The following is a 20810-nucleotide window of genomic DNA, read 5'->3' as shown; positions in this document are numbered from 1 at the left end:
CTGACGGTATCCCAGCCCTTCAGAGGACCGCCCATGATCGACCTTGCAGCCCTGACACCGCAGGATTTCGAACCGCTGGTCGGAAAGGGCTTTGTCGTCCGGGGCGATGAGGGCGCGCTTGTCCTGACGCTGGACAATATCAAGCTGCTGTCCGAGGCGACGATCCGCGACAGCCACATCGAGATCGACGGCAAGGTCCTGCCGCCGCGCCGGGCCTTTTCGCTGGTGCTGGAAGGCCCGCGAGAGCCGCTTTTGGACGGCTGCATGCACGAGGTCGAGATCCCCGGCCTGGGGCAGGCCGCGCTGTTCGTGTCGCCCTTTCGCCAGGATCAGACCTGCGCGCTGTACGAGATCAACTTTAGCTAGGCCTCAGATTTCGCGCGGGCCGGTCTGCGGGCGCCATTCCAGGGCGTAATGCGTCGCGGTTTCCGACAGCGCCCGAAAGCCCAGCCGCAGGTACAGGTTCAACGCCGGGTTCTGTTTTTCGACGCTTAGCCGGACCGGCACCTTGCCGCCGTGCGCCTCGTTCAGCAGTGCCTTGAGGATGTCAGACCCGATGCCGCGCCCGCACCATTCCGGCGCCAGCGTCAGGTCGATGATATGCATGTGGGTGTCGGGCCGATCGACATACAGGCGCCCGATGTCGACGCCGTCCATCTGGATGATGCGAAAGGCCGCGCCCAGGAAATTCATCCGATAGGACATGTCCTGCGCTTTGAACTGGCTTTTCAGGAAATCGTGCTTGTCGGCCTCGGTCCAGGTGGTCAGCTGGAATTCCCATTCGCGGGTGCTGGCGAAAAGCCCGAACAGAAAGTCGCGGTCGCTGTCCTGGATCGGACGAAAGGTCACCTTACCTTTTGGAAAAAGTGGTTGCATGCGGGGCCTCGAAAGAAAAACCGCCGCCTTGCCGGTCAGGGTGGGGCGGCGGCCTGGATGTTTGTGCCTGGATCATTCGCGGGACGGATAAGCCCCGTACAGGCAGATCTGGTAGCTCATCACCAGGTAGGGGGGCATGTTGTCATGCGGCTGGTTGCCACCGACGGTGTCCGACACGACCGAAGCAGGGCTCATCGGGACATCTTCGGCCGGGACGTTGGGGCGAAAGCCGCCCGAATGGTTGGCGATCATGTTGCCCGCGGGGGAATCGGCGTTGCCATTGCGGCCTTCGGCCATCAGCCGGGCATTGTGGGTGTGCGCCGGCATCTCGCTGGCGTTCAGGGTTACATGTTCCTGTCCCGCACGCTGACCGACACTACGAGGGCTCAGGCCATTGCCGATGCCCTGGTGCATCGGCACGCGGCCACGCAGATCGGGCAGCGCAAAGTTGTGTACTCCATTGCCGCCGTAGGCTGTTCCGAGCAAGGAGAACAGCGCAGAATTTGACGAAATCTCCAGCAACTGGCCATCGCACAGCGCAAAGTTACGCATGGCCCAATTGAAACCAACCAACACAATCTGACCAGTGTAGAACTCGGACATATCAACAACTCCCTTTTATATTAATGAATTATCAAGGAATAAAAGCGGAGTTGACGTTGTGTAAAGCACTGATTGCGCGAGAAGGTGGATATCGATGCAATTTATTGGGTAAATGCGCCGGGGTCACCGCGACCGGCGGGCGGTCGCGGCGGTTGGGTCAGTTCAGCACCAGTTCGACATAGGCCCGGCCATCGCGGCGCGGCGCGGCGCTCAGGTACAGATCGGCGCTGCCGATGCGGGGGTGCGATACGCGGTAGGTGCCCGACTGCTCCGCCACCAGCGGGCCCATGTCGGGGCTTTCGAACAGGGCGGTCACACCTTCGCGGCGCGGCAGCTGCCCTGGCCGGGCAGGGCCCGAGGCATGGGGCTCCAACGCCACCAGTTTCAGAACAACCGTGCCATGGCGTTCCGAGGTGACGCGGAACCGGTCGCCGATGAAATCGGCCAGCTCGGTTGCGGTGGCGCTGGTCCATCGCGCGGGCAGGCAATGCGTGACCGCGTCCTGCGCTGGCGCGGCGCAGGACTGGCTGGCCCGGCCAAGCGCGCTGGCGGCCTGCGGCGCCGCCGCCAGACCAAGAAAGGCCGCCTGGCAAGCCAGGGCGCTGCGGCGCGTGACTTGTTGGAAAAGGCTCATCGTAAGCTCCCTTGCTTTCGGCAGTCGGTCAGCTGCGCGACGGGTAGACCCCCGCCAGGGCGATCTGGTAGTTCATCACGATGTAGGGCTGCATGTTTGCATGGCCCTGTCCGCCGCCGGCGTTCTCGACACTGACCGAAGCGGGGTTCAGCGTGACGTCCTCGGCCGGGACCTGTGGGCGGAAACCGCCGGCGTTCTTGGCAATCATGTTGCCGCCGGGATCATCGGCATTGCCGTTGCGCCCCTCGGCGCGCAGGCTGGCTGTATGGGAATGCGCAGGGATCTGCGCGGTGGTCAGGGTGACGGTTTCGGTGCCGCCCTTTTGGCCGATGTTCCTTGACGTCAGGCCAGGCCCATCGCCAAAGCCGATGGCGGTCCGTCCGCGCATGTCCGGCAATCCAAAGTTCGTCCTGCCGTCGCCGCCATAAAACGTCCCCAAAAGCGAGAAGAGCGCGGAGTACTGCGCGATCGGCAACAGCTGACCCTGACAAAGGGCAAAACCGCGTGTCGCAAAATTGTAGCCGACCAAATAGACCTGACCGAGGTATGGTTCTGACATCGTGAGCCCTTTCCATAAATTAATAAATTATTAACGAAGGTTAAGGCGGGCCGCGGTGATCTGTAAAGGAATTTTGAAGGCGGCTCGCGTCATGGGAGAGTGGCCTTGGCGGGCGGCACGACAGCGCCCAAGGCGCAAGTCCGCCGTGCCGGGTCGGCGGCGCCCCTGGCCGGCCCGGTCGGCAGAGGCAATCGGCCCGACGTTGCAGGGGCAGGCTTCGTGAAACACCACGGCGCACAGGCCCGATCGTCACGCGGACGCGGGCCACAACAACGATGCGACGATGCAATCTGTGGGTGATCAGGGATTTGGTCGCCATAGGCCGACGCATCCGGCCTCAACGGGCGGTCATCGGCATATGGGGGGTAATGGCGGAGAGACAGGGATTCGAACCCTGGGTGGACTTGCGCCCACAACGGTTTTCGAGACCGCCCCGTTCGACCACTCCGGCACCTCTCCGCGGGGGTCTGGTGGGGGGCGTTTAGCGTCTCGTGGCGCGGCATGCAACAGGGAAATCCACTGCAATCGGCAGGTTCTTTCCTGACGGCGCGAACCGCCCTTGGATTCCCCCGGTCCGAGCCCTAGATTTAGCGATGCCCTGAAAGGATTCCCGATGCGCTCTCGACTGTTTGCCTGCCTGATTTCCATGACCCTTGCCGCCCCCCTGGCCGCGGCGCCGGTCGATGACGTGATGCAGGCGGTGCGCATCGACGACATGGTCGACATCATGCGCGACGAAGGCCTGCTGTACGGCGAGGAACTGGCCTTTGACATGTTCGGCGGCCCGGGCAACGCGCAGTGGAACGCCATGCTGTCGCAGATCTACGACACCGAGAAGATGGGCCAGATCGTGCGCGACACCTTTCGCGCCAGCTTTGGCGACGCCGAGGCCGCGCCGCTGCTGGAGTTCTTTGAAAGCGGGCAAGGCGAACGCATCGTGCGGCTGGAGCTGGATGCCCGCAAGGCGATGATCGACGATGACGTCGAAGAGGCCGCCCGGGCCAGTTTCCAAGATCTCGACGGCAGCGACGACCGCCGGCTGGCGCAGGTCGAAACCTTTGTCGAATCAAATGACCTGATCGAGGCCAACGTGGCGGGGGCGATGAATGCCTCGTTCCAGTTTTACCGCGGGCTGGTGGACGGCGGCGCCTTTGCCATGACCGAACAGGACATCCTGTCGGACGTGTGGTCCCAGGAAAGCGACACGCGGCAGGACACGCGCGAATGGCTGTTCGCCTTCCTGCTGCTGGCCTATGGCCCGCTCGAGGATGGGACGCTGGACGATTATATCGCAATGTCCGTCTCGCCCGAGGGGAGGGCGTTGAACCAGGCCCTGTTCGACGGGTTCAACAAGATGTACGACGAGATTTCCTATGCTCTGGGGCTGGCGGTTGCCCAGCAGATGCAGGGCGAAGACCTGTAACAGCGCAGGTGGGGTTTTCCCGCCCGGGCATTCGGGGTCAGGCAAAAGCGGGCGCACGCCAAATGGCGGCGCCCGTTTTGATTCGGACAGGGCGTCAGGGCGATTCAGGCGGCGCGGAAACAATCGCCCGCCAGTCCGGGTACGGTTTCCAGACGCGATAACAATGATCCGCACCCCAGCCCCTGAAATCGGCGAATTTGCCCCTAAATCGTCTAAATCCTTGCGATTTTTGACGAATTGCGGCGGTTCTAGGGCATGTCGTGATCTTGGTGGGTGGGCCGGGACCGCGGGTCAAACCGTGATAAAAATCTGAGGGACTGTACCGTGGGTTATTCTTATTCTTCTTGGGGCGGCTGTAGCTACAGCAGCAAATATTCTTACTCGAGCTGGGGCAACCATTCCTCCTCCAGTTGGGGCAGCAACTATTCGAGCTGGGGCAGCTATTCCTATGGCAGCTGGGGCAGCAAATCCTGGGACAGCTGGGGCAAGTACAGCTGGAGCAGCAAATACAGCTGGGGTTCCAAAAGCTGCTATTCCTGGGGCAACACCGGCACCGATGGCGAAGACACCGTTTCCAGCGGCGAGGACACCGTCGCCGGGGGCGAGGACACCGTGGCATCGCTGGATGATTACATCACCGGCACCTCGGCGGGTGAAATCCTGGACGGCGGCGACGGCAATGACACGCTCAAGGCGGGCGAGGGCGCCGATACGCTTTATGGCGGCGCGGGCGATGATGAACTGGTCGGCGGCGATGACGCGGACGAAGCCTATGGCGACAGCGGCAGCGATACCCTGTACGGCGAGCAGGGCGACGACACCCTGAACGGCGGCGACAATGGCGATGCGCTTTATGGTGGCACCGGCAACGACCTGATCCAGGGCGGCACCGGCGATGACCTGCTGGAAGGCAACGAAGACGACGACACCCTGATGGGCTGGGACGGCAACGACACCATGGATGGTGGCACCGGCAACGATTCCATGACCGGCGGCACCGGCAACGACCAGATGGAAGGCGGCGACGGCGACGACACCATGGACGGGCAGGAAGACGACGACATCCTGCACGGCGGTCTTGGCAATGATGACATCGGCGGCGGCACCGGCGACGACACGCTGTATGGCGACGACGGGGACGACATCCTGAACGGCGGCGAAGGCGCGGACGTGCTGGAAGGCGGCGCCGGCAACGACACCTATGTTCTGGCCAAGGACGGCAGCTCGGACCAGATCGTCGGCTTTGAACAGGGCGCCGACGTGATCGACCTGCGCGACACCGGCATCACCTACGAAGACCTGATGATCAGCACCGACGACGAAGGTGTGACCCGCATCAGCTTTGATGACGAGGAACTGGCCCGGCTTGACGGCACCGATGCTGCCGACTTCGAGGAAAGCGATTTCATCTTCGGCTGATCCGGTCCTTTTTGCATGACATTGATGCCGGCGCGTCCTCTGGGCGCGCCGGTTTTCTTTGTGCGGCCACCATGCTCAGACTGTCCCGAAAGCGGCCACACAAAGGGCGCCCGCAGCAAAGGGCAGGGGGCAAGGACACCTGCAAACGCCGGATTTCCCAACAAATTGAAAGAAATGGCCACATTCCGGTCGGATTATTGACCTAGCGTCGCTTGGAACTGCAAAGGCAGACAGGTGCGAGTAGGAGGCAAGAATGCTGGCAAGCTTGATCGCGGGAAAGACGCGCTACGATGGAACGAACGCGAGCGATGTGCTCGAATTCGACGACACTCAGGGGCAGTATGTGGTCCTTCACGACGGTGATGACCTGGCCCGGCTGGGGGCTGGCGACGACGTGGCCGAAGGGCTTGGCGGCAGTGACACGATCTATGGCGGATCGGGCGATGATTTCATCGACGATGAATCCGGCTCCGGCAATGGTTCGGGCGATGACTTCTTCTTTGGCGGATCGGGCAATGACACGATCTATGGCGGTCATGACAATGACAGCGTCGATGGCGGCAGCGGCAACGACCACCTGTACGGCGAAGAGGGCAACGATTCCGTCTGGGGCGACAGCGGCAGCGACTACATCGACGGCGGCAGCGGCGACGACTCCCTGCGCGGCGAAATCGGCGACGACACGCTGTTTGGCGGTGATGGCGCCGACACGCTGTTCGGGCAATGGGGCAACGATTACCTTGGCGGTGGTGATGGCAACGATTCCCTTGCCGGTCACATCGGCGATGACACCCTTGTGGGCGGTCTGGGCGATGACACGCTTTGGGGCCATGACGGCGCCGATGTCCTGCTGGGCGAGGACGGCAAGGACACGCTGTCGGGTGGCGGCGGCGCTGACTACATGGACGGCGGCGCGGACGACGACGACCTGCGCGGCGGCGACGACAACGACACGCTGCACGGCCAGAACGGCAACGACACCGTCTATGGCGGCAACGGCGACGATCTTGTCACCACCGGGTCGGGCAATGACTGGCTCAGCGGTGGCTGGGGCATGGATACGCTGTCTGGCGGCGGCGGCGACGACTTTTTCCTGGCCGGACCCGAGGCCGACCTTGTCTATGGCTGGAACGGGGCCGACACCATCGACGGCCACTGGGGCTATGACACGCTGGACGGCGGCGCCAACGACGATTCGATCACCGGCCACAACGGCAACGACGTGATCTATGCCGGGACGGGCAATGATTTCGCTGACGGCGGCCGCCAGGATGACCTGATGTTCGGCGATGACGGCAACGACACCCTGCTGGGCGACAAGGGCGAGGATTCGATCTATGGCGGCGAGGGCGATGATTACGCCGAGGGTGGCCTTGGCAACGACCTGCTGCAGGGCGAGGCCGGCAATGACACCGTCTGGGCCGGCTGGGGCGACGATACGGTCCATGGCGGGCTGGGCCACGACGCGCTGAACGGCGATCTGGGCGACGACACGCTTTATGGCAACGACGGCGATGACGTGCTGAACGGCGGCAAGGGCTTTGACGTGCTCGAAGGCGGGGCAGGCAACGACACCTATGTGCTGGCGCAGGACGGATCCTGGGACCAGATCGTCGGGTTCGAACAGGGCGCCGACATGATCGACCTGCGTGGATCGGGCATCACCTACGAAGACCTGATGATCACCGCCGACGAAGAGGGCGTCGTCAGCATCAGCTTTGACGACGAGGAACTGGCCCGGCTGGACGGCGTCGATGCGTCGGAATTCGGCGAAGAGGATTTCATGTTCGGCTGATCCCCTCCGCCCGTCTCGCCGCTTGCACCGGGCGGCAAAGGCGGGGCAAAGGGCGCTTGACTCCGCCCCGCGGAATGGGGATAAGGCGCCACCAAAGGACGGGGCCTCGGCTCCGCCTTTCGTTTTTATGGCAATGAATGTCCCGAGAGGGGCACGCAGTTTGCGGCGATCCTGACTTGGCAGGGTCATGAACACCGGGCGATCCCGGCGGCCACAGGACGCGACAGAACAAGGACAACGCGCATGTTCGCGGTACTTAAGACCGGCGGCAAACAGTACAAGGTTCAGTCGGGCGATACGCTCCGGGTGGAAAAGCTGGCCGCAGACGCGGGTGAAACCGTGCAATTCAACGAAATTCTCATGCTGGGTGGCGACAAGGTTGTTGTCGGCGCGCCGCTGGTTGCTGGCGCAGGCGTTCAGGCCGAAGTCGTCGACCAGATCAAGGGCGAAAAGCTGATCCACTTCGTCAAGCGTCGCCGTAAGCATGGCTCGCAGCGCACCAAGGGCCACCGCCAGAAGCTGACCCTGATCAAGATCACCGAGATCCTGGAATCGGGCGCAGACAAGTCGGGCGTCAAGGCCGCTGTTGGCGCAGGCTCGGTTGCCGGTGTGGCTGTTGCCGCTGCCGCTGCTTCCAAGCCCGCCAAGAAGGCCGCCGCGCCGAAAAAGGCCGCTGCCGAGGCGCCCGCCGCCGAAGGCACCAAGCCTGCCAACCTGCTGACCGAAGCCCGTGGTGGCAAGGCCGACGATCTCAAGAAGATCTCGGGCGTTGGTCCCAAGCTGGAAGGCCTGCTGCACGAAAACGGCGTCTTCCACTTTGATCAGGTCGCCGCTTGGAACGCAGAAGAGATCGCCTATATGGATGACAAGCTGTCGTTCAAGGGCCGCATCGAACGCGACAACTGGATTGAGCAGGCTGCAAAGCTTGCCGCAGAACAGGAGTAACACCCCATGGCACATAAAAAAGCAGGCGGTTCCTCCCGCAACGGTCGCGACTCAGCCGGACGCCGTCTTGGCGTCAAGCTGTACGGCGGCCAGGCCGCAATCCCGGGCAACATCATCGTGCGTCAGCGCGGCACCAAGTTCTGGCCGGGCGAAGGCGTGGGTATGGGCAAGGATCACACCATCTTTGCAACCGTCGATGGCGCGGTGACCTTCCACAAGGGCCTCAAGGGCCGCACCTTTATTTCGGTTCTCCCGGCGGCGGAGGCCGCTGAGTAAGCCGACCTTAAGGTCTTGTAGACAAAAGGGGGATCGGCATGTCAGCCGGTCCCCTTCGTTTTTCCGGGGCCCGAATGCCCGAGCAGGAAGGACAGTTTCCTGTCACACGGCTTTTACGGACTGGTGAGACAGCATACATCGCATCGGTCAATGCACAGGAGGAGCGTGCAGATGAGCCTTGATACATTGCAAAAACAACCGCTTGTCGAAACCGACCGTTTCGATTTGCGCCCCCTGCACCTGTCGGACATGGGGCTGCTGGGCCATTACGCCGGCGACAAGCGGGTTGCGCAGATGACCGCGTCGATCCCGCATCCGCTGCCACCCGGCGCGATCGAGGCCTTTGTCAAACGGGCCACCGCACCGGACCGCGACGAAATGATCTGGGCCATCGACGGCACCAAGGCCGAGGGCCCGGAACTGATGGGCGTCATGTCCCTGAAGGTGATGGACAAGGCCCAGGCCGAGCTGAGCTATTGGGTCGGCCCGCCGTTCTGGAACACCGGCCTTGCCTCGCTTGCGGCCAGCGCCATCGTCGAGGCGAACCCGCTGGGCAACGAGACGCTGTTCGCCAGCGTCTTTCAGGACAACCCGGCCTCGGCGCGGGTGCTGACCAACTGCGGTTTCGAATATATCGGCGACGCCGAGGCGTATTCTGTCGCGCGCGGCGCCACCGTGCCAACCTGGACCTATATCAACCGTCTGACCTGACCCTGCCGGGGTGCGGGGCAGAGCCCCGCCCCAAGGCTCCATGGCTCTGTGATCGCGCCTCGGTGACATGCCGACCCTCTCGCGGGGCGGGGCTATGCCCGCCTTGCGCCAAGATCAAGGAACCCGCCATGACCCGCGCCATGACATCCGATCCGTTCCTGCCCGCCCTGACGCGTCCTGGCCCGGGCTTTCGCTGACGCGACAAGCCTGTTACGCCGCGCGGCAGGCCGGCGCCTGGGGTGTCCTGCGCCCCTGTCTTCACCAAGGCCCTGCTTGAGCGTGGGGACAAACCCGGCTACACCGCCCGAAACACCGAGAAAGCCCAACCCATGAAGTTCCTCGATCTCTGCAAGGTCTACATCCGCTCCGGCGCGGGCGGCAACGGGTGCATCTCGTTCCGGCGCGAAAAGTTCATCGAATACGGCGGCCCCGATGGCGGTGACGGCGGCAAGGGCGGCGATGTCTGGGTCGAGGCCGTGGATGGCCTGAACACCCTGATCGACTTTCGCTATCAGCAGCACTGGTTCGCCAGGAACGGGCAGGGCGGCATGGGCCGCAACCGCACCGGCAAGGATGGCGATGACATCATCCTGCGCGTTCCCGTCGGTACCGAAATCCTCGAAGAGGACGAAGAAACCGTCGTCGCCGACCTGACCGAACTGGGCCAGCGCGTGCTGCTGGCCAAGGGCGGCAACGGGGGCTGGGGCAACCTGCATTTCAAGACCTCGACCAACCAGGCGCCGCGCCGCTCCAACCCGGGGCAAGAGGCGGTGGAACGCACGCTTTGGCTGCGGCTCAAGCTGATCGCCGATGTCGGCCTTGTGGGCCTGCCCAACGCCGGCAAATCGACCTTTCTGGCCGCCACCTCGAACGCGCGCCCCAAGATCGCCGACTACCCCTTTACCACGCTGCACCCCAACCTTGGGGTCGTGGGCATCGATGGCGGTGAATTCGTCGTGGCCGACATTCCCGGCCTGATCGAGGGCGCCCACGAAGGCCGCGGCCTTGGCGACCTGTTCCTTGGCCATATCGAACGCTCGGCGGTTCTGCTGCACCTGATCGACGGCACCTCGGGCACGCTGATCGAGGATTACCAGACCATCGTCTCGGAACTCGAAGCCTATGGCGCGGGTCTGGCGGACAAGCCGCGCGTGACGGTGCTGAACAAGATCGACGCGCTCGACGAAGAAGAGCGGACCTTCCTGCGCGACGAACTCGAAGCGGCGGGCGCCAGGGACGTGATGCTGATGTCCGGCGCCTCGGGAGAAGGCGTGCAAGAGGTGCTGCGCGCATTGCGCCCGCATGTGGTCAAACTGCGCAAGATCGAAGCCGACGCCCTGCGCGGCGCGGACCCCGAAGAGGACGGAACATGGACGCCCTGAGCACCGCCAAGCGCGTTGTCATCAAGATCGGCTCGGCGCTTCTGGTAGACCGGGCAACAGGCCAGCTGCGCGCCGACTGGCTGCGCGCGATGGCGCAGGACGTGGTCGCGCTCAAGGCGCGCGGCGCGGATGTGATCCTGGTCTCCTCGGGCTCGATCGCACTGGGGCGCGGTGTGCTGGGCCTGCCCGCGACCGCCTTGTCGCTGGAACACTCCCAGGCCGCGGCCAGCGTCGGCCAGATCCGCCTGGCCCGCGCCTACGAAGAGGTGCTGGCCCCACACGGGCTGACCGCCGCGCAGGTGCTTCTGACGCTCGAAGATACCGCCGACCGCCGCCGTTACCTGAACGCCCGCGCGACGCTGGAAACCCTGCTGGGCTTTGGCGCCGTGCCCATCGTCAACGAAAACGACACGGTGGCGACCGATGAAATCCGCTATGGCGACAACGACCGGCTGGCGGCGCAGATCGCGGTGACGGTGGGGGCCGATGCGCTGATCCTGCTGTCGGATGTCGACGGGCTCTATACCGGCAACCCCAATGACGACCCCGCTGCCACGCGCTTTGACGTGGTGGAACAGATCACCCCGCAAATCGAGGCGATGGCCGGCGATGCCGGCTCGGGCCTGTCCAAGGGCGGCATGAAGACCAAGCTGATGGCAGCGAAAACCGCCACCGCCTCGGGCTGCGCCATGGCGATTTGCCACGGCTTTGAAAACCACCCGCTGCAACGGCTGGCCAATGGCGCCCCGGCGACCTGGTTCACCCCCCAGCTTGACCCGCATGCGGCGCGCAAACGCTGGATCGCGGCGATGAAACCGCAGGGCGCGGTGCTGGTCGACGAAGGCGCCGCCAAGGCGCTGAGCGGCGGAAAATCCCTGCTGCCCGCCGGTTTGCGCGGCGTCGAGGGGCGCTTTGGCCGCGGCGATCCGGTGACCATCCGCGTCACCGACGGGCGCGCGCTGGGGCAGGGGTTGTCCCGCTACACCCATGACGAGGCCCGCGCCATCGCCGGCCACCACAGCGCCGAGATCGAGGAAATCCTCGGCTATCCGGGCCGCGCCGTTCTGATCCACCGGGACGACATGGCGCTCTAGAACGACCCCCTGTCTTCTTCTTGGCAAAAATACTCAAAATCCAACATCCCCCACACGAGGCCCCACATGACGGATATGACCAACATTCCCGCCCTCATGCAGGACATCGGTGCCCGCGCCAAACACGCGGCTGCCGAACTGGCCTTTGCCCCGGCGCAGGCCAAGCAACAGGCGCTCGAGGCTGCCGCCGATGCGGTCTGGGCCGCCCGCGCCGACATCATCGCCGCCAACGCCAAGGATCTTGAGTTCGGCCGCGACAAGGGCCTGTCCGATGCCATGATGGACCGCTTGATGCTCAACGAAGCGCGCATCCAGGGCATCGTCGACGGGCTGCGCGCGGTGGCGGCGCAGGACGATCCCGTTGGCCAGGTCATGGAGGAATGGGACCGCCCCTCGGGCCTGCATATCAAGCGCGTGCGCACGCCTTTGGGCGTGATCGGGGTGATCTATGAAAGCCGCCCGAACGTGACGGCGGATGCCGGCGCGCTGTGCCTGAAGGCGGGCAATGCGGTGATCCTGCGCGGCGGCTCGGAAAGCTTTCACAGCTCGGGCGCGATCCATGCCTGCCTGGTGCAGGGGCTTGCCGCCGCCGGTCTGCCGCAGGACGCGATCCAGCTGGTGCCGACCCGCGACCGCGCGGCCGTGACGGAAATGCTGACGATGATCGACTATATCGACGTGATCGTGCCGCGCGGCGGCAAGGGGCTGGTCGGACTGGTCCAGCGCGAGGCCCGCGTGCCGGTCTTTGCCCATCTCGAAGGCATCGTGCACATCTATGTCGACAAGGAGGCCGACCCGGTCAAGGCGCTCAAGGTGGTGATGAACGCCAAGACCCGGCGCACCGGCATCTGCGGTTCGGCCGAATGCCTGCTGATCCACCGCGATGTGCTGGACACCATCGGGCAAGGGCTGATCAAGGCGCTGCTCGAAGCCGGGGTCGAAGTGCGCGGCGACGCAACGCTGCAGGCCATTCCCGGCGTGACGGCGGCGCAGGACAACGATTGGGGCCGCGAATATCTGGACATGATCATCGCCGCCCGCGTGGTCGATGACATCGACGCGGCAATCACCCATATCAACACCTACAGCTCGAACCACACCGATTGCATCCTGACCGAGGACGACGCCGCCGCCGAGCGGTTCTTTCAGCGGCTCGACAGTGCCATCCTGATGCGCAACGCTTCGACCCAGTTTGCCGATGGCGGAGAATTCGGCATGGGCGCGGAAATCGGCATTGCCACCGGCAAGATGCACGCGCGCGGCCCGGTTGGGGCGATGCAGTTGACCAGCTTCAAATACCTGGTGACCGGCGACGGCACCGTGCGCGGCTGATCAGGGCAGGGCGGCCCCGGGTCCGGGGGCGCCTGCCGAAGAAAAACGTGTTTTTACAGGATTTCCATCCGCAGGGATTCGGTGCCCTTGTGGACGCGGATCTTGCGGCCGCGGTCCTGCGCCAGCAGTGCCAGAACGGCAAACTGCACCTTGTCGGCGGTGATCTCTTCGGGGCCGGGGCCCCCTGTCAGGTGATCCCAAAGCGCGGCGTTGACATTCAGGCGCGGCCCCGAGGCGGCGATCGACCAGCCAGTCTGGCCCTTGGCAAAGCTTACAGTGCCGCCCTGCGGCAGGGCCGCCTCGCTGCACAAAAAGGCCAGAAAGGCCATCTGCACCTCGGTCCGGGGCAGGTCGCGGTCCGGCCGCCAGTCCGCCTTGACGCGGCCATGGCGGGTCAGGTCGGCCATGATCGACTGGATTTCCCGGTGTCCCATGGTTTGGCTGTCCCCGGCGCTGCCAAAGGCAACCCGAAAGAACCGGATGCGCGCGGCCGCATTGGTACAGCTGTCGCGGATCAACTCCAGTTCGGGCACGTCGCTCATGCCTGACAGTTCCAGCAATTCAAGCCCGTTCTGGATTGCACCAACGGGGCTGATCAGGTCATGGCACAGACGGGACCCTACCAATGCGGCAAGGGTGGCGCTATCTTTCGGCATCATGTGCTCCGCTCAAAAGGAAAATCCATGGAAGAAGTGAACGCGTTACTTGAACCTGGGATGCTGGTCACGCATCCGGACAGGCCCGATTGGGGGGTAGGCCAGGTGCAATCCAACATCGGCGGGCGTATCACGGTCAACTTCCGTGAAGAAGGAAAAGTTGTCATAGATGCCCGGCGCGTCTTGTTACTTCCGATCTATGGTCACGATTAGTAGAGACAGGTTTAAGAAAAGTTAATCAAAACGCTTTGGAAATGCAAAGTGCCGTTACGGTTCGGGCTCTGTTGCATTGCGCATGCCGGGTGCGCTGACTAGAAACCCCCGAAAGGGACGGCGGCAGGAACCCAGGATGAAGGCTCAGGCCCAGCAAAGCTTTTCGGTGCGGCTTGCCGCCTCCGAGCAAGAGGTGCATGCGGCGCAGCGGTTGCGCTACCAGGTCTTTGTCCAGGAACTGGGCGGCGACGGGCCGCTGGTCGATCATGGCGCGCAACTGGAGCGTGACCGCTTTGACCCGTATTTCGATCACCTGCTGTGCATGGACCGCGATCGCGGTGATGCGGTTGTCGGGGTCTACCGGCTGTTGCGCGGCGATCAGGCCCGCGCGGCGGGGCAGTTCTATTCCGAGGATGAATATGACCTGACGGCGCTGCGGGCGGGCGGTCGGCGGTTGTTGGAACTGGGTCGGTCCTGCCTGCATCCCGACTATCGCGGCGGGTCGGCGATGTTCCACCTGTGGCAGGGGCTGGCGGGCTACGTCCAGCAACACCGGATCGACATCCTGTTTGGCGTCGCCAGCTTTCATGGCACGGACCCTGCGGCGCTGGCGCAGCCGCTGTCGCTGCTGCATCACCGGCACCTGGCCCCGCCCGACCTGCGCGTGCGGTCGCGCGCCTTTCAGACGATGGACCTGATCCCCGAGGCGCAGCTGGACCGGCGCGCCGCCATGGTGCAGGTTCCGGCGCTGATCAAGGCCTATCTGCGGCTGGGCGGTTTTGTCGGCGAAGGCGCGTTTGTCGATCATGGGTTCAACACCACCGATATCTGCCTTGTGATGGACACGGCGCGGATGAACGCCCGGCAAAAGGGGCTTTACGTCAAGGAGACCGGCGCATGACCACCTGGGACGGACCGACGCCGCCTGCGGCGCAGCCGCTTGGCCTGTCTGGCTGGGCGCTGGTGCTGCTGCGCGGCGTGCCGATGGCGGTGGTGGTCTTTGGCGGGCTGGCGGTTCTGCTGCTGATCCGCCAGATCGAGCGGCCGCTATGCGGGCTGGACCGCCCCGTGACGCCCTGGATCACCCAAGGCGTCTGCCGCACGGTGCTGCGGATCTTTGGTCTGCGCCTGCGGGTCAGCGGGCCGCGCATGAAGGGGCCGGGGGCGATCGTGGCCAACCATTCGTCCTGGCTGGACATCTTCGTGCTCAACAGCCGCAAGAACATCTATTTCGTGTCCAAGGCCGAGGTCGCGGGCTGGCCCGGCATCGGCTGGCTGGCGCGCGCCACCGGCACCGTATTCATCAAACGCGACCGGCGCGAGGCCAAGGCGCAGATGGCGCTGTTCGAAGAGCGGCTGATGCATGGCCACCGGCTGCTGTTCTTCCCCGAGGGCACCTCGACCGACGGGCTGCGGGTGCTGCCGTTCAAGACCACGTTGTTCGGGGCCTTCTATTCCGACCGGCTGGAACATGCGCTTCAGATGCAGGCGGTCAGCGTCGTCTACCATGCGCCCAAGGGGCGCGAGCCGGCCTTTTACGGCTGGTGGGGTGACATGGATTTCGGCAGCTCGCTGCTGCGGATGCTGGGCACCTGGCGGCACGGATCGGTTGATCTGCTCTATCACCCGCCAGTGCGGGTGGACCATTTCGCCAACCGCAAATCCCTGGCCGCGCACCTGGAAAAGGAAGTCCGGAGCGGCCATCACGCCGCGCAGGGCTGATGTTCAGAGCATGGCGGCGCGCAGGCGGCGCAGACTGGCCAGGGCATCCTCGGTCGACCAGATTTCCTCGCCCACGGCAAAGAAATCGGTGATCGGGGCCAGGGCGCGAATGCGCTCTTCGGTCAGGCCGCCCTCGGCGACCACGGGCAGTTCGATCATCTGCGACCACCAGGTGAACAGATCATCGCCCGCGATGGCGCCGTCGCCAAGCGCACCGGCCACCGGCCCGAACGAGATGTAGTCGGCGCCAGCCTCGCCTGCGTTCATGCCTTCGTGGCGGGACTGGCCGCAATAGGCCCCGACGATGGCGTCGGGGCCAAGCGCCTTGCGCGCATCGCGCACAGACCGGGCGCCATCGGTCAGATGCACGCCGTCCAGCCCCAGCCGCTGCGACAGCACCACATGGGTGTCGATCACCAGCGCCACGTCGAATTGGTGGGCAACCTCGCGCACCGCGTCGGCGGCGCGCATCAGGCGGTCTTCGTCGCGGGTGGCCAGCGACAGGCGCAGGCAGGCGACGGGTTCGGCCTCCAGCACCTGGGTGAGCCGGGCGGGAAATGTGCCCAGGTCGAACTCGGGCGGGGTGACCAGGTAGATCTGCGGGGCGTCCTGCTCGGGCATGAAAGGCTCCTGTCGTGCGTTTGAGGCGGTTTATCGCGCGGAGGGGGCTTTGACCATGGGGATTTGCCCGTTGCGGGCGGAGCAAATGAGTATTTGGACCAAGAAGAAGCAGGGCCGGGTTGCGATTTGCGCGGCCACTGGGTATCGCAGGGCGGTTTTTCAGGAGACAGCCATGCCGACCGATACCCCTCAGCCGTCCTTTGTCCTGGTGCGTCCGCAGATGGGCGAAAACATCGGCGCGGCGGCGCGGGCGATGTGGAACTTTGGCCTGGACCGGATGCGCATCGTGGCACCGCGCGACGGCTGGCCCAACCCCAATGCCACCGCCATGGCCAGCGGCGCCGGGCGGCTGCTGGACGAGGCGCTGTTGTGCGAGGACATCGCCGGGGCGGTGGGCGATTGCACCTATGTCTTTGCCACCACCGCGCGGTCGCGCGATCTGACCAAGCCGGTCTACAGCCCCGAAGAGGCCATGGCCGAGGCGCAGCGGCGCATCGCCGCCGGGCAGAAGGTGGCGGTGCTGTTCGGCCCCGAACGCGCGGGCATGGAGAACGAGGACATCGCCCAGGCCAATGCCATCATCTCGGTGCCGGTGAACCCGGTCTTTGCTTCGCTGAACCTGGCGCAATGCGTGTTGCTGTGCGCCTATGAGTGGCAGCGCGCCAGCACCCAGGTCACCGCCCTGCGCGAGGAGCTGGCCGGGACCGACTGGGCCGCCGTGCAGGAGGTGGATCACCTGGCCCGCCATTACGAAGAGCAACTGGACGAGGCGGGCTTTTTCTTTCCGGCGCACAAGGCGGACAGCATGAAGCTGAACCTGCGCAACATGTGGAGCCGCATGCCGCTGACCCGGGTCGACGTGCAGACCCTGCATGGCATCATGCGCCAGATGGTGCGCTGGAAGGAGCGCGGCGCGCAGCAAAAATCGGACTGAGCGCGGGGCCCAGTCCGAAGTCAGACTGATCGGTCAGGGAGTTGGACGGATCAGTAGTTGTTGTAGCCGCCGGATTTCTTTTTCGGCGCGGGCTGGTGATAGCCGGTGTTGCAGGCATGGTTTTGCAGGTACTTGGCCGACACCCAGTAATAGCCGTTGTTGTAGGACAGCTTGGCCCAGCCGTGCTGGTGGGCGATCACGTGCACTTTGGTGCAGGGAGGGAACGAGCCAAGCACGTGGTAGTTCGTCCCCGGGCCCGACCGGGCGTTCAGGGTGATGCCATTGTCGACCCAATAGGGCGTGGCGAGGGCGGCGCCGGCAACAAGGCTGGTGGTCAGGGTGATGGCGGCGGCGGTCAGAATGCGCTTCATGGTATGAATTCCTTGGGTTGAATGAGCGGCGAAAGCCTTGGGCGGATGCTTGAAATCTTGCTGTCTATGGGTCCAAGGCTAATACGCCGCGGGCAGCGGCATAAGTCAGGAATGCCTGACCGGGGAAATCCTGACCCCGTGCCCCTGCGGCAAGGCGCCCGGGGCGCTTGAAGCCCTGGGGTCCGGGCACTACTGTCCTGCCAGAATTTGGAGGCAGGACATGGCTGGAAAACGCAAGCTTTTCGAGGAAGTGGCGCCGGGTGCGCAGGCGCAGGTCACGCAGCCCGCGCGGGGCATGATCGACGCGGGCAAACGCGGGGCGCGCGGCGCCGTGCGGCTGTGGCTGATGCTGCTGTTTGCGCTGGTGGTGGTGATGATCGGCGTGGGCGGGCTGACACGGCTGACCGATTCCGGGCTGTCGATCACCGAATGGCGCCCGGTGACCGGGGCCTTGCCCCCGATGAGCGACGAGGCCTGGGCCGCCGAATTCGACAAATACCGCCAGATCCCCGAATACCAGTTGCAGAACAAGGGCATGTCCCTGGCCGAGTTCCAGTTCATCTATTGGTGGGAATGGGGCCATCGGCAATTGGGCCGGGTGATCGGCCTGGTCTGGGCCATCGGCTTTTTCGGCTTTCTGGCGGCGCGGCGCATTCCGACCGGCTGGACCGGGCGGCTGTTCGGGCTGGGCGTGCTGGGCGGATTGCAGGGCGCTGTCGGCTGGTGGATGGTGTCCTCGGGGCTGGGAGGAGAGCGTCTGGATGTCGCCTCGTACCGGCTGGCCACGCATCTGGGCCTGGCCTTCGTGATCCTTGGGTTCATCGCCTGGTATGTCTATGCTCTGGCGCGCGAGGAAAAGGACCTGATGCAGGCCCGCCGCGACGCCCAGCCCAGGCTGTTTTCGATGTCGACCGGCCTGATGCATTTCGCCTTTTTGCAGATCCTTCTGGGCGCCCTTGTGGCGGGGATCGACGCCGGGCGCACCTATAACGACTGGCCGCTGATGGCCGGGGCGTTCTTGCCGCCGTTCCCCTTTGACCTGGACCCGCTGTGGCGGAATTTCTTTGAAAACGCCGGGCTTGTGCAGTTCATGCACCGAATGGCGGGCTATGGTCTGTTTGCCTTTGGGCTGGTGGTCTGGCTGCGCGCGCGCAAGTCGGCCAATGCCGATACGCGCTTTCGCTTCAATGCGGTATTTGCCATGTTGCTCGTGCAAGTTGTGTTGGGTATCGTCGCAGTTGTCTATGGGGCGCCGCTGGTGATTGCACTGCTGCATCAGCTGGGTGCGGTGATCCTGTGGGCCTTGATTTTGCGGGCGCGGTTCGCGGCGCGATATCCAATGAAGCAGTCCATTCGAAAGGGCATTTGAAGAATGCAGGCATTTGACGATTTGATGGCGTTCCAGCGCGAAACCGAGGCATTGGCGCAGGTCGCCGGTCGGCTTGGATGGGATCAGGAAACCATGATGCCGCGCGGTGCCGCCGATCAACGCAGTGATGAACTGGCGGCGATGGAATCGGTGCTGCATGCACGCCGGGTGGCGCCGCAGATCGGTGACTGGCTGGCCGCGATCGACCCCGAGGCGCTGGACCCGGCCGGGCGCGCCCAGCTGCGCGACATCCGCCGCAGCCACGCCCGGGCGACCCGGATCCCGGCGCGGCTGGCCGCCGAACTGGCGCGCCTGATCAGCCGCGCGCATGTCATCTGGGCCGAGGCCCGTGCCGATGACGACTACAACAGCTTTGCCCCGGCCCTGGCCGAGATCATCGCCCTGCGCCAGGAAGAGGCCCAGGCCCTGTCGGATGGCGGTGACATCTATGACGCGCTGCTGGAAGACTATGAACCCGGCGCCAAGGGCCGCGACCTGGAGGCGATGTTCACCGCCCTGCGGCCGCGTCTGGTGGCGCTGCGCGAGGCGGTGCTGGCGCGGCCGTCGCCGCAGGGTGTCAAGGGCACCTTTGACGAACACGGCCAGATGAAGCTGGCGCGGCTGGTCGCGCGCAGCTTTGGCTATGATTTCAAACGGGGCAGGGTGGACAAGGCGGTGCATCCCTTCAGCTCGGGCAGCGGCGATGATGTGCGCATCACCACCCGCACCGCGCCGCTGGACCCGTTCGGCTGCCTGTATTCGACGATCCACGAGGTCGGCCATGCCAGCTATGAACAGAACATCAACCCCGCCTACCGCCTGACCCCGCTGGGCAAGGGCGTGTCGATGGGGGTGCACGAAAGCCAAAGCCGCATCTATGAAAATCAGATCGGGCGATCGCGGGCCTATACCGGCTGGATCTATGGCAAGATGCGCGACACCTTTGGCGATTTTGGCATCGCTGACGAAGACGCGTTCTACGCCGCCGTGAACGAGGTCAAGAACGGCTATATCCGCACCGAGGCGGACGAGGTGCAGTATAACCTGCACGTGCTGCTGCGCTTTGATCTGGAACGCGCGCTTATCCGGGGCGATCTGTCCGTCGGCGATCTTGAGGCCGCCTGGAACGACCGTTTCAAGGCCGACTTCGGCTATGCGGTGGACAAACCGTCAGACGGGGTTCTGCAGGATGTGCATTGGTCGGCCGGGCTGTTTGGCTATTTCCCGACCTATTCGCTGGGCAATGTCTATGCCGGCTGCCTGTACCAGTCGCTGCGCGACGCGGTGCCGGGGCTGGACGACCAGCTGGCCGAGGGCGACACCAGCGGCGCCACCGACTGGCTGCGCGACAACCTGCAACACTTTGGCGGCCTCTACGAGCCGCGCGAGGTCATCACCCGCGCCTGCGGCGGCACGGCCCCCAGCGAAGGGCCGCTGCTGGACTATCTCGAAGAGAAGTTCGGCGGGCTTTACGGGCTTTAAAGCAGCGCCATCCTCTCGGCCCGCTCAGGGTCGGGGAAGGGGCGGTACAACCCGAATTCGGCGTGCATGATCTGGTCGTGCACGGCCCGATACAGCATGTCGACGGTTTCGTCATGTTGCCCCAGCGTGCGAAAGGCCTGGTCCAGTTGGGCCAGGTCCTGAACCGCGATCTGCAGCAGGAAATCGCGGTGCGAGGATGAGGCCAGGTTCAGCTTGCGGCGGTACAACTGCCAGCTGAGGATGACCTTGCGTTCCTGCAAATGGGTCATCCATTCATCCAGCGCCTTGGCGAATTTCAGCGCCACGCCGTCGTTCCGCAGGTCGATCGAACAGGTATAGAGGTTCATGGGGTGTCTCCCTTCCCGCGTGACTATGGGGAAGGGAGGTTAAATA

24 protein-coding genes and 1 tRNA gene are annotated in these 20810 nt (G+C 64.4%); 16 read left to right on the top strand and 9 right to left on the bottom strand.

From position 1 onward, the window contains the following. Window positions 1-33 precede the first annotated feature (33 nt). On the top strand, window positions 34-366 hold the full coding sequence (locus QF118_RS13680; RefSeq protein ID WP_282299605.1) for a DUF6916 family protein: 333 nt from the start codon (window positions 34-36) through the stop codon (window positions 364-366). Window positions 367-369: 3 nt separating this feature from the next. On the opposite strand, the gene QF118_RS13675 is transcribed toward QF118_RS13680, so the two are convergent. From QF118_RS13675 to QF118_RS13655, 5 genes are all read right to left on the bottom strand, one after another. Then, window positions 370-849, bottom strand: coding sequence for a GNAT family N-acetyltransferase (locus QF118_RS13675; protein ID WP_282299604.1), 480 nt, complete (start codon window positions 847-849; stop codon window positions 370-372). Window positions 850-948: 99 nt separating this feature from the next. Then, window positions 949-1479 (bottom strand): phage tail protein, encoded by a 531-nt coding sequence (locus QF118_RS13670; protein WP_282299603.1) that lies wholly within the window; start codon window positions 1477-1479, stop codon window positions 949-951. A 157-nt stretch (window positions 1480-1636) separates the two neighbouring features. After that, window positions 1637-2113, bottom strand: coding sequence for a DUF6916 family protein (locus QF118_RS13665; RefSeq protein ID WP_282299602.1), 477 nt, complete (start codon window positions 2111-2113; stop codon window positions 1637-1639). A 28-nt stretch (window positions 2114-2141) separates the two neighbouring features. Beyond that, window positions 2142-2672: a phage tail protein gene (locus QF118_RS13660; RefSeq protein WP_282299601.1), complete on the bottom strand. Its 531-nt coding sequence runs from the start codon at window positions 2670-2672 to the stop codon at window positions 2142-2144. Window positions 2673-3041: 369 nt separating this feature from the next. Continuing rightward, window positions 3042-3131 (bottom strand) — tRNA-Ser (locus QF118_RS13655). A gap of 154 nt (window positions 3132-3285) precedes the next feature. Between QF118_RS13655 and QF118_RS13650 the strand changes: the two genes are divergently transcribed. From QF118_RS13650 to QF118_RS13610, 9 genes are all read left to right on the top strand, one after another. Next, window positions 3286-4095, top strand: a complete 810-nt coding sequence (locus QF118_RS13650) for a DUF2059 domain-containing protein (protein ID WP_282299600.1) — start codon at window positions 3286-3288, stop codon at window positions 4093-4095. A gap of 324 nt (window positions 4096-4419) precedes the next feature. Then, window positions 4420-5514, top strand: a complete 1095-nt coding sequence (locus tag QF118_RS13645) for a calcium-binding protein (protein ID WP_282299599.1) — start codon at window positions 4420-4422, stop codon at window positions 5512-5514. A gap of 253 nt (window positions 5515-5767) precedes the next feature. Beyond that, window positions 5768-7309, top strand: a complete 1542-nt coding sequence (locus QF118_RS13640; protein WP_282299598.1) for a calcium-binding protein — start codon at window positions 5768-5770, stop codon at window positions 7307-7309. 243 nt (window positions 7310-7552) lie between these two features. Next, entirely contained in the window at window positions 7553-8254 is a 702-nt protein-coding gene (locus QF118_RS13635; RefSeq protein WP_282299597.1) for a 50S ribosomal protein L21, read from the top strand. A gap of 6 nt (window positions 8255-8260) precedes the next feature. Next, window positions 8261-8530 (top strand): 50S ribosomal protein L27, encoded by a 270-nt coding sequence (gene rpmA, locus QF118_RS13630; RefSeq protein WP_189370744.1) that lies wholly within the window; start codon window positions 8261-8263, stop codon window positions 8528-8530. A 171-nt stretch (window positions 8531-8701) separates the two neighbouring features. Further along, the gene (locus QF118_RS13625) at window positions 8702-9241 is read left to right on the top strand and encodes a GNAT family N-acetyltransferase (protein WP_282299596.1); all 540 of its coding nucleotides are present in this window, start codon (window positions 8702-8704) and stop codon (window positions 9239-9241) included. Between the two features lie 329 nt (window positions 9242-9570). Then, entirely contained in the window at window positions 9571-10623 is a 1053-nt protein-coding gene (gene obgE, locus QF118_RS13620) for a GTPase ObgE (protein WP_282299595.1), read from the top strand. Beyond that, window positions 10611-11717 carry a glutamate 5-kinase gene (gene proB, locus QF118_RS13615; RefSeq protein WP_282299594.1) on the top strand — a complete coding sequence of 369 codons (1107 nt, stop codon included), beginning with the start codon at window positions 10611-10613 and terminating at the stop codon, window positions 11715-11717. The genes obgE and proB overlap by 13 nt, the downstream gene beginning before the upstream one ends. 66 nt (window positions 11718-11783) lie before the next feature. Further along, window positions 11784-13049 (top strand): glutamate-5-semialdehyde dehydrogenase, encoded by a 1266-nt coding sequence (locus QF118_RS13610; RefSeq protein ID WP_282299593.1) that lies wholly within the window; start codon window positions 11784-11786, stop codon window positions 13047-13049. Window positions 13050-13102: 53 nt separating this feature from the next. On the opposite strand, the gene QF118_RS13605 is transcribed toward QF118_RS13610, so the two are convergent. Continuing rightward, window positions 13103-13708, bottom strand: a complete 606-nt coding sequence (locus tag QF118_RS13605) for a histidine phosphotransferase family protein (RefSeq protein ID WP_282299592.1) — start codon at window positions 13706-13708, stop codon at window positions 13103-13105. 24 nt (window positions 13709-13732) lie between these two features. Here QF118_RS13605 and QF118_RS13600 point away from each other — a divergent pair, with 24 nt between their 5' ends. From QF118_RS13600 to QF118_RS13590, 3 genes are all read left to right on the top strand, one after another. Then, window positions 13733-13918, top strand: a complete 186-nt coding sequence (locus QF118_RS13600; protein ID WP_282299591.1) for a DUF3553 domain-containing protein — start codon at window positions 13733-13735, stop codon at window positions 13916-13918. Between the two features lie 136 nt (window positions 13919-14054). Beyond that, a complete protein-coding gene (locus QF118_RS13595; protein WP_282299590.1) occupies window positions 14055-14819 on the top strand; it encodes an L-ornithine N(alpha)-acyltransferase in 765 nt (254 codons plus the stop codon). After that, window positions 14816-15640: a lyso-ornithine lipid O-acyltransferase gene (locus QF118_RS13590; RefSeq protein WP_282299589.1), complete on the top strand. Its 825-nt coding sequence runs from the start codon at window positions 14816-14818 to the stop codon at window positions 15638-15640. The genes QF118_RS13595 and QF118_RS13590 overlap by 4 nt, the downstream gene beginning before the upstream one ends. A gap of 3 nt (window positions 15641-15643) precedes the next feature. Here the strand turns inward: QF118_RS13590 and QF118_RS13585 are convergent, their stop codons facing one another. Beyond that, window positions 15644-16261 carry a thiamine phosphate synthase gene (locus tag QF118_RS13585; protein WP_282299588.1) on the bottom strand — a complete coding sequence of 206 codons (618 nt, stop codon included), beginning with the start codon at window positions 16259-16261 and terminating at the stop codon, window positions 15644-15646. Window positions 16262-16433: 172 nt separating this feature from the next. On the opposite strand from QF118_RS13585, the gene QF118_RS13580 reads away from it, so the two are divergent. After that, window positions 16434-17195, top strand: a complete 762-nt coding sequence (locus QF118_RS13580; protein WP_282299587.1) for an RNA methyltransferase — start codon at window positions 16434-16436, stop codon at window positions 17193-17195. A 50-nt stretch (window positions 17196-17245) separates the two neighbouring features. Here QF118_RS13580 and QF118_RS13575 read toward each other — a convergent pair whose 3' ends face one another. Then, the gene (locus QF118_RS13575) at window positions 17246-17566 is read right to left on the bottom strand and encodes an SH3 domain-containing protein (RefSeq protein WP_282299586.1); all 321 of its coding nucleotides are present in this window, start codon (window positions 17564-17566) and stop codon (window positions 17246-17248) included. A gap of 220 nt (window positions 17567-17786) precedes the next feature. Between QF118_RS13575 and ctaA the strand changes: the two genes are divergently transcribed. Together ctaA and QF118_RS13565 are read left to right on the top strand one after the other, a co-directional pair. Next, a complete protein-coding gene (gene ctaA / locus QF118_RS13570) occupies window positions 17787-18935 on the top strand; it encodes a heme A synthase (RefSeq protein ID WP_282299585.1) in 1149 nt (382 codons plus the stop codon). 3 nt (window positions 18936-18938) lie between these two features. Then, window positions 18939-20417, top strand: coding sequence for a carboxypeptidase M32 (locus tag QF118_RS13565; RefSeq protein WP_282299584.1), 1479 nt, complete (start codon window positions 18939-18941; stop codon window positions 20415-20417). On the opposite strand, the gene QF118_RS13560 is transcribed toward QF118_RS13565, so the two are convergent. Further along, complete coding sequence (locus tag QF118_RS13560) at window positions 20414-20764, bottom strand: DUF6614 family protein (RefSeq protein ID WP_282299583.1); 351 nt, start codon at window positions 20762-20764, stop codon at window positions 20414-20416. The genes QF118_RS13565 and QF118_RS13560 overlap by 4 nt on opposite strands. Window positions 20765-20810 lie beyond the last annotated feature (46 nt).

The sequence above is a fragment of the Tropicibacter oceani genome (genome assembly GCF_029958925.1).
GTDB classification, from domain to species: domain Bacteria; phylum Pseudomonadota; class Alphaproteobacteria; order Rhodobacterales; family Rhodobacteraceae; genus Pacificoceanicola; species Pacificoceanicola oceani.
This window is presented reverse-complemented; position numbering and strand designations above follow the sequence as displayed.

Coding starts and splice junctions, on each gene's coding strand:
- QF118_RS13680 (WP_282299605.1), top strand. CDS start 34: ATGATCGACCTTGCAGCCCTGACACCGCAGGATTTCGAACCGCTGGTC.
- QF118_RS13670 (WP_282299603.1), bottom strand. CDS start 1,479: ATGTCCGAGTTCTACACTGGTCAGATTGTGTTGGTTGGTTTCAATTGG.
- QF118_RS13665 (WP_282299602.1), bottom strand. CDS start 2,113: ATGAGCCTTTTCCAACAAGTCACGCGCCGCAGCGCCCTGGCTTGCCAG.
- QF118_RS13660 (WP_282299601.1), bottom strand. CDS start 2,672: ATGTCAGAACCATACCTCGGTCAGGTCTATTTGGTCGGCTACAATTTT.
- QF118_RS13650 (WP_282299600.1), top strand. CDS start 3,286: ATGCGCTCTCGACTGTTTGCCTGCCTGATTTCCATGACCCTTGCCGCC.
- QF118_RS13640 (WP_282299598.1), top strand. CDS start 5,768: ATGCTGGCAAGCTTGATCGCGGGAAAGACGCGCTACGATGGAACGAAC.
- QF118_RS13635 (WP_282299597.1), top strand. CDS start 7,553: ATGTTCGCGGTACTTAAGACCGGCGGCAAACAGTACAAGGTTCAGTCG.
- rpmA (WP_189370744.1), top strand. CDS start 8,261: ATGGCACATAAAAAAGCAGGCGGTTCCTCCCGCAACGGTCGCGACTCA.
- QF118_RS13625 (WP_282299596.1), top strand. CDS start 8,702: ATGAGCCTTGATACATTGCAAAAACAACCGCTTGTCGAAACCGACCGT.
- obgE (WP_282299595.1), top strand. CDS start 9,571: ATGAAGTTCCTCGATCTCTGCAAGGTCTACATCCGCTCCGGCGCGGGC.
- proB (WP_282299594.1), top strand. CDS start 10,611: ATGGACGCCCTGAGCACCGCCAAGCGCGTTGTCATCAAGATCGGCTCG.
- QF118_RS13610 (WP_282299593.1), top strand. CDS start 11,784: ATGACGGATATGACCAACATTCCCGCCCTCATGCAGGACATCGGTGCC.
- QF118_RS13605 (WP_282299592.1), bottom strand. CDS start 13,708: ATGATGCCGAAAGATAGCGCCACCCTTGCCGCATTGGTAGGGTCCCGT.
- QF118_RS13600 (WP_282299591.1), top strand. CDS start 13,733: ATGGAAGAAGTGAACGCGTTACTTGAACCTGGGATGCTGGTCACGCAT.
- QF118_RS13595 (WP_282299590.1), top strand. CDS start 14,055: ATGAAGGCTCAGGCCCAGCAAAGCTTTTCGGTGCGGCTTGCCGCCTCC.
- QF118_RS13590 (WP_282299589.1), top strand. CDS start 14,816: ATGACCACCTGGGACGGACCGACGCCGCCTGCGGCGCAGCCGCTTGGC.
- QF118_RS13585 (WP_282299588.1), bottom strand. CDS start 16,261: ATGCCCGAGCAGGACGCCCCGCAGATCTACCTGGTCACCCCGCCCGAG.
- QF118_RS13580 (WP_282299587.1), top strand. CDS start 16,434: ATGCCGACCGATACCCCTCAGCCGTCCTTTGTCCTGGTGCGTCCGCAG.
- QF118_RS13575 (WP_282299586.1), bottom strand. CDS start 17,566: ATGAAGCGCATTCTGACCGCCGCCGCCATCACCCTGACCACCAGCCTT.
- ctaA (WP_282299585.1), top strand. CDS start 17,787: ATGGCTGGAAAACGCAAGCTTTTCGAGGAAGTGGCGCCGGGTGCGCAG.
- QF118_RS13565 (WP_282299584.1), top strand. CDS start 18,939: ATGCAGGCATTTGACGATTTGATGGCGTTCCAGCGCGAAACCGAGGCA.
- QF118_RS13560 (WP_282299583.1), bottom strand. CDS start 20,764: ATGAACCTCTATACCTGTTCGATCGACCTGCGGAACGACGGCGTGGCG.